Source organism: Halomonas getboli (assembly GCF_023094245.1).
Classification (GTDB): Bacteria; Pseudomonadota; Gammaproteobacteria; order Pseudomonadales; family Halomonadaceae; genus Halomonas; species Halomonas getboli.
Window position 1 is genome coordinate 414,424 of sequence record NZ_JALMEW010000003.1, and the last position, 13,423, is coordinate 427,846.

Annotated in this window: 11 protein-coding genes; 8 read left to right on the forward strand and 3 right to left on the reverse strand. The window is 66.5% G+C overall.

What is annotated here, in order from left to right; genetic code table 11:
- Positions 1–19: 19 nt before the first annotated feature.
- Together MYL53_RS09420 and MYL53_RS09425 are read right to left on the reverse strand one after the other, a co-directional pair.
- Positions 20–1,375 (reverse strand): NCS1 family transporter, encoded by a 1,356-nt coding sequence (locus MYL53_RS09420; protein WP_247853511.1) that lies wholly within the window; start codon positions 1,373–1,375, stop codon positions 20–22.
- A gap of 83 nt (positions 1,376–1,458) precedes the next feature.
- Positions 1,459–2,220, reverse strand: coding sequence for an aspartate/glutamate racemase family protein (locus tag MYL53_RS09425; protein ID WP_247853513.1), 762 nt, complete (start codon positions 2,218–2,220; stop codon positions 1,459–1,461).
- A gap of 662 nt (positions 2,221–2,882) precedes the next feature.
- On the opposite strand from MYL53_RS09425, the gene puuE reads away from it, so the two are divergent.
- Complete coding sequence (gene puuE, locus MYL53_RS09430) at positions 2,883–3,821, forward strand: allantoinase PuuE (protein WP_247853515.1); 939 nt, start codon at positions 2,883–2,885, stop codon at positions 3,819–3,821.
- Between the two features lie 91 nt (positions 3,822–3,912).
- Here the strand turns inward: puuE and MYL53_RS09435 are convergent, their stop codons facing one another.
- Positions 3,913–5,364 carry a YfcC family protein gene (locus MYL53_RS09435; RefSeq protein ID WP_247853517.1) on the reverse strand — a complete coding sequence of 484 codons (1,452 nt, stop codon included), beginning with the start codon at positions 5,362–5,364 and terminating at the stop codon, positions 3,913–3,915.
- Positions 5,365–5,741: 377 nt separating this feature from the next.
- Between MYL53_RS09435 and MYL53_RS09440 the strand changes: the two genes are divergently transcribed.
- From MYL53_RS09440 to MYL53_RS09470, 7 genes are all read left to right on the forward strand, one after another.
- Complete coding sequence (locus tag MYL53_RS09440; RefSeq protein WP_247853518.1) at positions 5,742–6,275, forward strand: ureidoglycolate lyase; 534 nt, start codon at positions 5,742–5,744, stop codon at positions 6,273–6,275.
- Positions 6,272–7,123 carry a bifunctional allantoicase/(S)-ureidoglycine aminohydrolase gene (locus MYL53_RS09445; RefSeq protein WP_247853520.1) on the forward strand — a complete coding sequence of 284 codons (852 nt, stop codon included), beginning with the start codon at positions 6,272–6,274 and terminating at the stop codon, positions 7,121–7,123. The genes MYL53_RS09440 and MYL53_RS09445 overlap by 4 nt, the downstream gene beginning before the upstream one ends.
- Positions 7,124–7,451: 328 nt before the next feature.
- Positions 7,452–9,227, forward strand: coding sequence for a glyoxylate carboligase (gcl, locus tag MYL53_RS09450; RefSeq protein WP_247853522.1), 1,776 nt, complete (start codon positions 7,452–7,454; stop codon positions 9,225–9,227).
- 91 nt (positions 9,228–9,318) lie between these two features.
- Positions 9,319–10,095 carry a hydroxypyruvate isomerase gene (gene hyi / locus MYL53_RS09455; protein WP_247853523.1) on the forward strand — a complete coding sequence of 259 codons (777 nt, stop codon included), beginning with the start codon at positions 9,319–9,321 and terminating at the stop codon, positions 10,093–10,095.
- Positions 10,096–10,163: 68 nt separating this feature from the next.
- Positions 10,164–11,051 (forward strand): 2-hydroxy-3-oxopropionate reductase, encoded by an 888-nt coding sequence (locus tag MYL53_RS09460; RefSeq protein WP_247853525.1) that lies wholly within the window; start codon positions 10,164–10,166, stop codon positions 11,049–11,051.
- A 194-nt stretch (positions 11,052–11,245) separates the two neighbouring features.
- Complete coding sequence (locus MYL53_RS09465) at positions 11,246–12,616, forward strand: glycerate kinase type-2 family protein (protein WP_247853526.1); 1,371 nt, start codon at positions 11,246–11,248, stop codon at positions 12,614–12,616.
- Positions 12,613–13,423 (forward strand): pyruvate kinase (locus tag MYL53_RS09470; protein ID WP_247853528.1); only part of this gene is annotated, 811 nt, incomplete at its 3' end. The genes MYL53_RS09465 and MYL53_RS09470, both read left to right, overlap by 4 nt.

Below are 13,423 nucleotides of genomic sequence, written 5' to 3' on the forward strand. Positions count from 1 at the left end.
CGTCGCCCGGGCGCGGTCCTCAGTCGCGGAAGCGCTGGCAGGGGCCCCAGGTCTTCATCAGCAGGAAGTAGGTCAACCCGGCGGGAATCAGGCTGGCGTACCAGGACACGGTGGAGACGCTGAAGGCCGCCACCACGCCCACCGCGGTGGCGATCAGCGCCGCAGGGTTGATGCCGCGGTAGGGGCCCTCGGCGTCGTAGAGCTTGCCGAGGTCCAGGGTGCGGCGGCGGATCAGGTAGTAGTCGACCACCAGCACCGCGAAGATTGGGCCGAGGAAGGCGGAGTAGGTCTGCACGAACACCTGCAGGCCGGCCGCGGACTCGTCCTTGACCAGCTCCCAGGGGAAGGTGGCGAAGGCCAGCAGGCCGACGATCACGGTAGCGGTGCGGTACTTCAGCTTGAAGGCGTCCATCAGCACGTAGGTCGGCGGCACCACGTTGTTGAGCACGTTGGTGGTGACCTGGGCGAAGGCGATGAACAGCAGGGTGGTCATCAGCAGCGGGGTGTTGTCCACGGCATTGGCGAACACCTGGATGGGGTCGGCGACGCCGGTGGCCTCAGAGACCATGTAGCCGATCAGGCCCATGAACAGGGTGCAGGGCAGGATCGACATGGCATAGAGGGTGGTCAGCAGCCCCGGGCCGCTGCCTTCCTTGTGCTCGCGGGAATAGTCGCTGACGTTGAGCATCATGGTGCTGTAGATGCCCAGGAACAGCATGGTGGCGCCCCAGAAGGGCATGCCCCAGGAGCCGTCCATGGTCAGCATGCTGGCCGAGAGCTCGTCGCCGTAGCGCTGCACGGTGCTGTAGAACATGTAGACCAGCGAGGCCAGGATGAAGGCGCTGCCGATGTTCTCCAGCCACTTGATGCCCTGGAAGCCCAGCACCGAGAGGCCGATCTGCAGGAACTGGAAGGTGATGAAGAAGAAGATCAGGTTGTCGAAGCCGAACAGGGTGGCCGAGACCATGTTCAGGGCGCCGGCGCCGATCCAGCTCTGGAAGCCGTACCAGACGATGGCCGGCACGGCCCGCACCAGCCCCGGCAGGCGGGTGCCGGAGAAGCCGAAGGCACTGCGCGCCTGGACCATGAAGGGAATGCCGTACTTGTAGCCGGCGGCGCCGTTCAGCGCCAGGGCGATGCCGATCACGAAGCAGCCGATGGCGATGGCCAGGGTGGCCTGGAGCAGGTTCAGCGTGCCGACCACGCTGGAGCCCATGGTGAAGGTGCCGATCGAGACGCAGCCGCCGAACCAGGCCAGCAGGTAGGAGGTGCGTCCCATGATGCGGGTCTGCTGCGGGGCCAGCGACTCGTGGCCGGCCCCCTTGGTGTGATGGGCGGAATCGTCCGCGTTGGAGCGTGAAGTCGAGAGGCTCATGGTGGGATCCTCGCTAAGGGTGCCGTGATTGTGATTATTCTCCGCCCGGGGCGGTGGTGGGCGCCGTCAGCCGGCGCCGGGGCTCAGCGCGTCTCGTCGTTGACCGACGGGGCATGGTGCGAGAAGTGGGCATAGCGGCCGATGAAGGGCTTGGGCCGCGGGAAGGCCAGGTCGCCGACCTTGCTGGTGCCCAGCCCCAGGCCTACCAGTGCCTCGGTCAGCTTGACCGCCGCGGTCACGCCCTCGATCACCGGCAGGCCCACGGCCTCGGCGATCTCGTCGGTCAGATCGGCCATGCCGCCGCAGCCCAGCACCAGGGCGCCGATGCCGTCCTCGTCACGGGCGCGGCGGCCCTCCTCGATGATCCGTGAAAGCGCCGCGTCGCCGTCGTCTTCGAGGTCGAGCACCGGAATCTCGGCGGCGCGGACCCGGCGGCAGTGGTGGCTGAAGCCATACTGGTCAAGCAGGTGCTCGGCGATGATGCCGGTGCGGCCCAGGGTGGTGACCACCGAGAAGCGGGTGCTGATCAGGGTGGCCATGTGGAAGGCCGCCTCGGCGATGCCGATGACCGGGGCCCGGGTCAGCTCGCGGGCGGCCAGCAGGCCGGGGTCGCCGAAGCAGGCGATGATGTAGGCGTCCACGCCATCGCGCTCGCCCGCGGCGACTTCCTCGAGCACGCCCGTAGCGCTGATCGCCTCGTCGAAGTGGCTCTCGATGGAAACCGGGCCATGGGCCGGCTGGGTGGCGGTGATGACGGTGCCGGGGGAGGCGATGGCCTGGGCGGCGTGGCCGATGGTCTCGGTCATGCCGCGGGTGGTGTTGGGGTTGATGACGCGAATCTGCATGGGATCTCCGGCGATGATTATCTTTGTGAACAAGGGAGATTTTCTTTGTACACAAAGTAGGATTAAAAGCTGGCTGAAATCAAGCCATATCGATCATCGAAGATGACAAGAATTACGCTTGATAAACAGCACCTTAGGTTTGGTCTAAGAATTATTTCATGGCGACATTTATTGTGTACATTTATGTATCTATAATGAGGGGGCAACTGAGCGACATTCGAAGGTGCTCATGATAGCGAGCCGCCTTTGCCATTGCTGAGATGTCATCGCCTCGGCGCGGGACCGCGCAGCCACAAGCTCGGCAGCAGGGGCATGGTGGTAGAGAAGAGCTGAGAGGTCAGAAGCTCGACCGCGGTGCATCGTGCCCACGACGTTTGGCGGGATTGGCAAGTCATCATTTTTTGTATACAAAATAGGTCGTGGGCAGCGACATGGCCTAGAATCTCCTCGCAGTGGCGTTCCCGTGACGGCCACGCTGACTGCCGCCGATGAGAGTCAGGCCGCTGAGGCGATCGATGCCCCGATCGGCCCGGCCTGCAGCGCTTGCAAGCCAAGTGGGTGCAATTTAATATATTTATTGTATACATTTTATGTCGTTCATTCTGGCCGCGACCCGAGCATGGCCCAGAACAGCGACGCGAGAACAACAAGGAGGCGGCGCCATGACGTCATCGACGCGCAGCGACTATCCCCGTGACCTGATCGGCTACGGCCGAAACCCGCCCGAGGCCAAATGGCCCGGCAAGGCACGCATCGCCGTGCAGTTCGTCCTCAACTACGAAGAGGGCGGCGAGAACTGCGTGCTTCACGGCGACGCGGGCTCCGAGCAGTTCCTGTCAGAGATCATCGGCGCCGATGCCTATCCGGACCGCCATCTGAGCATGGAGTCGATCTACGAGTACGGTTCGCGGGCAGGTGTCTGGCGCATCCTGCGCGAGTTCGAGCGCCGCGGCCTGCCGCTGACGGTGTTCGGCGTGGCCATGGCGCTGGAGCGCAACCCCGAGGTGGCGCAGGCGTTCAAGGAGCTGGGCCACGAGATCGCCTGTCACGGCTATCGCTGGATCCACTACCAGAACGTGCCGGAGAGCGTCGAGCGCGAGCATATGCGCCGCGCCATCGAAATCTTCCAGTCGCTCTACGGCGAGACGCCGCTGGGCTGGTACACAGGCCGCGACAGCCCCAACACCCGCCGCCTGGTTCTCGACGAGGGCAGCTTCCTCTACGACAGCGACTACTACGGCGACGACCTGCCGTTCTGGACCCGCGAGGCCGACAGCCAGGGCCGCGAGCACAGCCATCTGGTGGTGCCCTACACCCTGGATAGTAACGACATGCGCTTCGCCGCGCCGCAGGGCTTCAACACCGCGGATCACTTCTTCACCTATCTGCGCGACGCCTTCGACGTGCTCTATGCGGAAGGCGAGGACACGCCGAAGATGCTGTCGGTGGGCATGCACTGCCGGCTGCTTGGCCGCCCCGGCCGCTTCCGCGCCCTGCAGCGCTTCCTCGACCACATCGAGGCCCATGATCGCGTCTGGGTCACTCGGCGGGTGGATATCGCCCGCCACTGGGCCGAGCATCATCCGGCGCTGAAGGGCTGAGGTCCGCCTCAACGAAGACGCCGTGCCGCTCGTCCGGATCAGCGGACGAAGGGGCACGGCGCATGGCGAGGGCCGGTCGGTTAGGGAGCGATCAGCCGACCCATTGGGTGGCCTGGGCGAAGGCCAGGAAGCCCAGTGAGATCAGCACCCAGGTGCCGAACAGTGGCAGGAAGAACTTGACCCATTTCTGCCAGGGCACTCCCGCGATGGCCAGGGTGGCCATGAAGTAGCCGGAGGTCGGATAGAGAATGTTGCCGATGCCGTCGCCGAGCTGATAGGCCAGCACCGCGGTCTGCCGCGTGACGCCGATCAGGTCGGCCAGCGGGCTCATGATCGGCATGGTGACCAGGGCCTGGCCGCTTCCGGAGGGCACCACGAAGTTGAAGCCGAGCTGGGCGAAGTACATGCCGATGGCGGACAGCAGGGTGGGCAGCTCGCCGACCAGGTTGCCCAGCCCGTAGACCAGGGTATCCATGATCTGGCCGTCCTCGAGCACCACGGCGACGCCTCGCGCCACGCCGGCGATCATGGCCCCGACCAGCACGTCTCGGAAGCCCTTGTTGAAGCCTTCGCAGATTTCTTCAGTGGTCAGGCCGGCGATCAGTCCGACGACGATGCCCATGATGATGAACAGGCCTGCCATTTCCATCATGAACCAGCCCTGCGCCAGAACGCCGTACACCAGCAGGGCGAGGAAGGCGAAGGTGGCGAGCGTCGCCCACTTCTGGCGAGCAGTGGCGACCAGCGCGCCCTCGTCGGTCGCGTGTTGGAACTGAATACGCTTCTCGGCTTCGGTGGCGTCGTTGGCCATCAGGCTGAGTTCGGGATCGCGGCGAACCTTTCGTGCATAGCGCACGACGAAGAAGATGCCGGCGCCCAGCACCGCGATGAAGGCCAGCGCTCGAAGGCCGAAGCCCGAGTATAGCGGTAGATTGGACAGCTGCTGGCCGAGCCCGGTGTTGATGGGGTTGAGGATGCCGGTGGTGAAGCCGGCGGTGGTCGCACACAGCGCCACGGCGGCAGCGGTCACCGAATCGAAGCGCAGGGCGATCATCAGCGGCAGGATGACCGGTACGTAGACCAGGGCCAGCTCCTGGGTACCGATGATGGTGGCGATGACGGCGAAGACGGTCATCAGTACCGGGATCAGCAGCAGGCTCCGGTTGGCGAACCGGCGGCTCAGCTTGTCGACGCCTATCTCGATGATCCCCGTGCGGTGGAGCACCATGAACATGCCGCCGATCATGAAGGTGAAGAAGACCACCTGGCCGGCGCTCATAAGACCGTTCGGGATGGCCAGCATGAAGTCGGTGAGGCCGACGGGAGTCGACTCGACGAACTGGAAGGATTCGGCATCGATGGTGGTGCGCCCGCTGGGGCCGGGGATGCGCTCATAGACGCCGGCCGGCACGAAGTAGGTCGCGATTGCGGCCAGTGCGATGAAGACGAACAGGATCACGTAGATATGGGGGATCCGGAAGCCGCTCTTGTGCCGTTTTGCTTGGGGCGTCACGGCGCTGCTGGAAAGGGTGTGTCGGGACATGGAGACCTCGTGTTGTTGTTGGTCTAGGGGCAAGCCGCATTGAGGCTGGTCGTCTCAAGGAGGGCTCTGCTGACAGGGCTGCACGATGTTGTCGTGCGTTTGCCTCAGGGTTTCAGGTGCCGTCGAGAGACCGTCGTATCCGTCGATCAGGTATCTCGTCCGTCGCCTGGAAACTATTTTTACAATTTATGTTTCAGCATTTGTGCAATATTGAAATTATAGTTTCAAGGGGTAAGATGATGGTGCTGCCAGCCGGGAAGGTCAACGCTTCCCCGTCGTTAAGTGCCGCGACACGCTACTGCCTCGACGAGGTAGGCCGGTCGTCTCGATTGTCTTGCCATGACCGGTAAACCACATTTCCTCTGACAGGAGGCAGCATGCTCGAACTCGAAGCTCGTCCCCTGACGCCCGAGGCCTTCGCCCCGTTCGGCGAGGTGATCGACACCCGGACGTCCGACTACTTCCACATCAACGCCGGCCGCACCCGCCGCTATCACGACCTCGCGAAGGTCGAGACGCTGGGCGAGCAGGCGCGTGCGCTGATCAGCATCTTCGTCAGCCAGCCCGTCGCGCTGCCGCTGGAGCTCGCCTTCCTGGAGCGTCATCCCCAGGGCAGCCAGGCCTTCATGCCGCTGCACGAGGAGCGCTTTATCGTGGTCGTCGCCCCGTCCGGCGAAGCCATCGACCCCGCCGAGGTGCGCGCCTTCGTCACCGACGGCCGCCAGGGCGTCAACTACGCGGCCGGCACCTGGCACGCCATTCAGTCGGTGCTGGAGCGCGAGGGCGAGTTCCTGGTCGTCGACCGGGGCGGCGAAGGCAACAACTGCGACGAGCATCCCATCGACATCCGCGTGACCCTGCCGCAAGGCGAGGCCGTCACGCCCCACAGCGAACAAGAGGCAACCCCATGAGTCAGCGCCCCGCTTCCCCGAGACAGTACTATGCCCCCCAGGGCGGCCATCCGAGCCAGAAGGTGATGACCACCGACCGCGCCATGTTCACCGAGGCCTTCGCGGTGATTCCCAAGGGCGTCTATCGCGACATCGTCGCCAGCAAACTGCCGCACTGGGAAAACACTCGGCTGTGGGTGCTGTCGCGTCCGCTGTCCGGCTTCGCCGAGACCTTCTCCCAGTACATCATGGAAGTCTCGCCCGGCGGCGGTAGCGAACGCCCCGAGACCGATCCGGGCGCCGAGGGCGTGCTGTTCGTGGTGGACGGCGAGATGACCCTGACCCTGGGCGGCGAGAAGCATCGCATGGTGCCGGGTGGCTACGCCTTCATTCCGCCGGGCGCCGACTGGCAGCTGCGCAACGAGGCCGACGCGCCGGTGCGCTTCCACTGGGTGCGCAAGGCCTATGAATTCGTCGACGGCATCGAGGTGCCGGAGCCCTTCGTCGTCAACGAGAACGACATCGCGCCGTCGGTGATGCCGGATTGCAATGAGGTGTGGGCCACCACCCGCTTCGTCGACCCGGACGATCTGCGCCACGACATGCACGTCAACATCGTCACCTTCCAGCCCGGCGGTGTGATTCCCTTCGACGAGACCCACGTCATGGAGCACGGCCTGTACGTGCTCGAGGGCAAGGCGGTCTATCACCTCAACCAGCAGTGGGTCGAGGTCGAGGCCGGCGACTACATGTGGCTGCGCGCCTTCTGCCCGCAGGCCTGCTACGCGGGCGGCCCTGGCCCCTTCCGCTACCTGCTGTACAAGGACGTGAACCGGCATATGGCGCTGCCTTACAGCAAGCGCCGTTGATCGCCGCGATCTGCACGCCACGGTATGACGACACCCGCCTCATGGCGGGTGTCGTCGTTTGGGGGGAAGGTTTCCCTCCTGTATACGATGTGGCTTCGTATATCGCTGGGTGACGGTTGCGAGAGGGCGGCGTTCCGTCTCGATGGTCGTCAACAATCCGGTCTCGTTTTTCATTTTTATGCAATTGAAATTAAAGGGTTTTAATTGGCGAATTAAAATGTTGGAAATTTTTTCCATTAAACGTTGACGCGACCTCAATGGCGGGCCTAGTCTCTGTATACAGAAATATTTTCCAGAAAACACAACAACGCCACTGGAGGAACACGTCATGGCTCGCATGACCGCCGCGGAAGCCGCCGTTCACGTGCTCAGGAAGGAAGGCATCGATGTCGCCTTCGGTCTGCCTGGCGCCGCCATCAACCCCTTCTATGCCGCCATGCGCACGGTCGGTGGCGTGGACCACGTGCTGGCCCGCCACGTCGAGGGCGCCTCGCACATGGCCGAGGGCTACACCCGTGCCCAGCCCGGCAACGTCGGCGTGTGCATCGGCACGTCCGGCCCGGCCGGTACCGACATGATCACCGGCCTCTACTCGGCCTCCGCCGATTCCATCCCGATCCTGTGCATCACCGGCCAGGCGCCGGTCAGCAAGCTGCACAAGGAAGACTTCCAGGCCGTCGACATCCAGGCCATCGCCGGCCCGGTGACCAAGTGGGCCACCACCGTACGCGAAGCGGCCCAGGTGCCGCGCGCCTTCCAGCAGGCCTTCCAGCTGATGCGCAGCGGGCGTCCCGGCCCGGTGCTGCTCGACCTGCCGATCGACGTGCAGATGACCGAGATCGAGTTCGATCCGGACACCTACGAGCCGCTGGCGGCCTACAAGCCGACCGCCAGCCGCGCCCAGATCGAGAAGGCGCTGGCCATGCTCAACGAGGCCGAACGGCCGCTGCTGGTGGCCGGGGGCGGGATCATCAACGCCGACGCCAGCGAGCTGCTGACTGAATTCGCCGAGCTCACCGGGGTGCCGGTCATCCCGACCCTGATGGGCTGGGGCACCATCCCCGACGACCATCCGCTGATGGCGGGCATGGCCGGCCTGCAGACCTCGCACCGCTACGGCAACGCGACCCTGCTCGAGTCCGACTTCGTGATGGGCATCGGCAACCGCTGGGCCAACCGTCACACCGGCAATCTCGAGACCTACACCGAGGGCCGCACCTTCGTGCACGTGGACATCGAACCGACCCAGATCGGGCGCATCTTCGGCCCGGACTACGGCATCGTTTCCGACGCCCGGTCGGCGCTCGAGCAGTTCGTCGAGGTGGCCCGCGAGTGGCAAGCCGAGGGCCGGCTGAAGGACCGCAGCGCCTGGGCCGAGTCCTGCCAGGAGCGCAAGCGTACCCTGCTGCGCAAGACCCACTTCGACGACGTGCCGGTCAAGCCGCAGCGGGTCTACGAGGAGATGAACAAGGCGTTCGGCAAGAACACCCGCTACGTCAGCACCATCGGCCTGTCGCAGATCGCCGGCGCCCAGTTCCTGCACGTGTACAAGCCGCGCCACTGGATCAACTGCGGCCAGGCGGGCCCGCTGGGCTGGACCATCCCGGCCGCCCTTGGGGTGCGCCGGGCCGATCCCGAGGCCGAGATCGTCGCGCTGTCGGGCGACTATGATTTCCAGTTCATGGTCGAGGAGCTGGCCGTGGGCGCGCAGTTCAACCTGCCCTACATCCACGTGCTGGTGAACAACTCTTACCTGGGGCTGATCCGCCAGGCCCAGCGCGGCTTCGAGATGGATTACCAGGTGCAGCTGTCGTTCGAGAACATCAACTGCCCCGAGATCAACGGCTATGGCGTGGACCACGTCTCCGTGGTCGAGGGCCTGGGCTGCAAGGCGATCCGCGTCACCGAGCCCGGCCGGATCGGCGAGGCCTTCGCCGAGGCCCGCGATCTGATGAAACAGTACCGAGTGCCGGTGGTGGTCGAGGTGATCCTCGAGCGGGTGACCAACATCGCCATGGGCACCGATCTTGCCGGCATCAACGAGTTCGAGGCGCTGGCCGAGAACGTGGCCGATGCGCCGAGCTCGATCGCCGCGCTTCGCTGAGCACGGTCGTCGCCCGGCCATCGGTGGGGACCGGTGGCCGGATGGCGAGACAAGTACGCCGATCCACACCACAAGACACAGGGAGATTCATATGGCCAAGTTCGCCGCCAATCTCAGCATGCTGTTTACCGAGGTGGACTTCCTCGACCGCTTCAAGGCCGCCGCCGAGGCCGGCTTCAAGGGCGTCGAGTACCTCTTCCCCTACGATTATGAGGCCGCCGAGATCCGCCAGCGCCTCGACGACAACGGCCTGACCCAGGTGCTGTTCAACCTGCCGGCCGGCGACTGGGGGGCCGGCGAGCGCGGCATCGCCTGCCATCCGGACCGGGTCGAGGAGTTCCGCGAAGGCGTCGACCGCGCCATCGAGTACGCCCGCGTGCTCGGCAATACCCAGGTCAACTGCCTGGCCGGTATTCAGCCGCAGGGCGTGAGCATGGAGCAGGCTCGTCGGACGCTGATCGACAACCTGCGCTTCGCCGCCGACAAGCTCGAGGCCGCCGGCATCCTGCTGGTCGCCGAACCGATCAACACCCGCGACATCCCGGGCTTCTTCCTCAACCGCACCGAGCAGGCCCTGGCCATCTTCGACGAGGTCGGCAGCGGCAACCTGAAACTGCAGTACGACATCTATCACATGCAGATCATGGAAGGGGACCTGGCGCCGACCCTCGAGCAACACATCGACCGCATCGCCCACGTGCAGCTGGCCGACAACCCGGGCCGCCACGAGCCGGGCACCGGCGAGATCCACTATCCCTTCCTGTTCGACCACCTCGATCGACTGGGCTACCAGGGCTGGATCGGCGCCGAGTACAAGCCGGCCGGAACGACCCAGGAAGGGCTGGGCTGGCTGGATATGGCACGCTGACACGCGTTTCACACCGGGAATGATCAAGAGACGATGCGACGCATCATGCAAGTGACAGGAGAATCATCATGAGCAAGATCGGTTTTATCGGACTGGGCATCATGGGCCGTCCCATGGCGGGCCACCTGCTGGACGCCGGCCATGAGCTGACGACCGTCAAACGCGGCACCCTGGACGAGACCCTGGCCGGCAAGGGCATGCAGGAGCTCGAGAATCCCAAGGCGGTCGCCGAGGCCTCCGAGGTGATCATCACCATCGTTCCGGACACCCCGGACGTCGAGGAGGTGCTGTTCGGCGAGGGCGGCGTCATCGAGGGGCTGAAGCCCGGCACCCTGGTGATCGACATGAGCTCGATCGCCCCGCTGGCCACCCAGGAATTCGCCAAGCGCATCCACGAGGCCGGCGGCGAGTACGTCGACGCCCCGGTGTCCGGCGGCGAGGGCGGCGCCATCAATGCCGCCTTGACCATCATGGTCGGTGCCACCGAGGAAGGCTTCACCCGCGCCGAGCCGCTGCTCGAGACCATGGGCAAGACCATCACCCACATCGGCGGCCACGGTGCCGGCCAGACCTGCAAGGTGGCCAACCAGATCGTCGTCGCGCTGACCATCGAGGCGGTCTCCGAGGGCCTGCTGTTCGCCTCCAGGGCCGGGGCCGACGTGGCCAAGGTCCGCGAATCGCTGCTCGGCGGCCTGGCCCAGTCGAAGATCCTCGACGTGCACGGCCAGCGCATGATCGACCGCACCTTCGATCCCGGCTTCAAGATCAAGCTGCATCAGAAGGACCTCAACCTGGCGCTGGAAGGCGCGCGCGGCCTCGACCTCGCGCTGCCCGGCACCGCCAACGCCCAGCAGCTGTTCCAGGCCTGCGCTGCTCACGGCGGCGCCGACTGGGACCACGCCGGCATCGTTCGCGCCCTGGAGGCGCTGGCCGATCACGAGATCGGCAGTCAGTGATGCCATGCCACCGCCCGGCGGCGTCGAGCGGCGTCGTCGAGCGTTGGAGAATGGGGAGGTGACTGCTCCCTGAAGGCAGGCGTCGGGTCGTCGTCTGCCGGAGCCGTCGCTTGACGGCTCCTTGCCCGGTGGCGAGTCTTCCCCTATGGACCCCTGGCTCGTCACCGGGCCCTTTTGCCATGGAGACCCCCTGAATGAATGCCCCTTCCCCGCGGACTGTTTCCCCGCAAGCCTTCGGCGAGCGCCCCGAGGCGGCGCGCGCCTGGCTCGAGCGGCTCGGCGAGATCGCCGTCTCGGCCGTGCATCCCGACACCCTGCTGCCCGACCGGCTGCCCGAGCCGCCGGCCGGCCGCACCCTGGTGGTCGGTGCCGGCAAGGCGGCGGCAGCCATGGCCGTTGCCCTGGAGCGCGCTTGGGACGCCCATCAGCCCCAGGCGCCGCTGTCCGGCCTGGTGGTGACCCGCTACGGTCATGGCCCCCAGCCGTCGGATTCCAAGGAACAGGACGCGCCGGGAGGGGGCGACGCCGGGCGCCGCATCGAGATTCTCGAGGCCTCGCACCCGATGCCCGACGACCTCAGCGAGAAGGCCGCCCGACGCATGCTCGAGGCCGTGGACGGCCTCGGCGAGGACGACCTGGTCATCGCGCTGATCTCCGGCGGCGGCTCGGCGCTGATGACCCTGCCGGCGCCCGGCGTGAGCCTGGCCGAGAAGCAGGCCATCAACAAGGCGCTGCTGCGAAGCGGCGCTCCCATCGGCGAGATCAACACCGTGCGTCGCCACCTGTCGGCAATCAAGGGCGGGCGCCTGGCCGCCGCCGCCCATCCGGCCCGGGTGCTGACCTGGCTGATCTCCGACGTGCCCGGCGACGAGGCCTCGCTGATCGCCTCCGGGCCGACGCTGCCCGACGCCTCCACCCCCGCCGAGGCGCTGGCGATCCTGGAGCGGCGCGGCATCGAGGTCTCCGCCGCGGTGCGCCGGCAGCTCGAGGCCAACCACGAGGCGCCGCACCCGGACGATCCGGGCTTCGCCCGCGACGAGAGCGAGATCCTGGCCCGCGCCAGCGATGCCCTGGCGGCCGGCCGGGCCGCCGCCGAGGCCGACGGGGTCGAGGTGCGCCTGCTCGGCGACGACCTCGAGGGCGAGGCCCGCGAGCTTGGCCGCGAGCACGCCCGCATGGCCCTCGAGGCCCAGACCGGGATCGAGCGGCCGCTGCTGATCCTGTCCGGCGGCGAGACCAGCGTGACGGTGGCCGGCGACGGTCGCGGCGGGCGCAACGTCGAGTATCTGCTGGGGCTGTTCACGGCCCTCCAGGGCGCCCCCGGCATTCACGCCCTGGCCATCGACACCGACGGCATCGACGGCTCCGAGGACAACGCCGGGGCGATCGTCGGGCCGGGCTGCTGGACGCGCATGCGCGAGCACGGGCTCGACCCCGACGACTATCTGTCACGCAACGATGCCTACTCGTTCTTCGAGGCGCTGGACGACCTGATCGTGACCGGGCCCACGCGCACCAACGTCAACGACTTTCGTGCCATCCTGGTACTGCCGAGGAATTCATGACGACACTGCCGCCCCATGCCCCGATCCACGAGCCGATCCGCCGCACCAAGATCGTCGCCACTCTCGGCCCCGCCAGCGACCGCGAGGGCGTGCTGGAGCAGATGATCGCCGCCGGCGTCGATGTGGTGCGCCTCAACTTCTCCCACGGCTCGGCGGACGACCACCGCCGCCGGTTGAGTGCGGTGCGCGAGATCGCCGCCCGCCAGGGCCGCAGCGTCGCCGCCCTGGGCGATCTGCAGGGACCCAAGATCCGCATCGCCCGCTTCGGCGCGGGCAAGGTCGTGCTGGAGGAAGGCGCGCCCTTCGTCATCGACGTGGCCCTCGACGGCCAGGCCGGCGATGCCACCCGCGTCGGCTGCGACTATCGCGCGCTGGCCGACGACGTGACCGCCGGCGACCGCCTGCTGCTCGACGACGGCCGGGTGGTGCTCGACGTCGACCGCGTCGACGGCAGCGCCATCCACACCACGGTGGTGGTCGGCGGCGAGCTGTCCAACAACAAGGGCATCAACAAGCAGGGCGGCGGCCTCTCCGCCCCGGCGCTGACCGACAAGGACAGGGCCGACCTCGAGACCGCCATGGCCATCGGCGTCGACTATCTCGCCGTGTCCTTCCCGCGCAGCGCCGCCGACATGCAGGAGGCGCGTGAGCTGCTGGGCGAGGCCGGCCGCGAAATCGGTCTGGTGGCCAAGCTCGAGCGCGCCGAGGCGGTGGCCGACGACGCCACGCTCGACGGCATCATCGAGGCCAGCGAGGCGGTGATGGTGGCCCGCGGCGATCTCGGCGTGGAGATCGGCGACGAGGCGC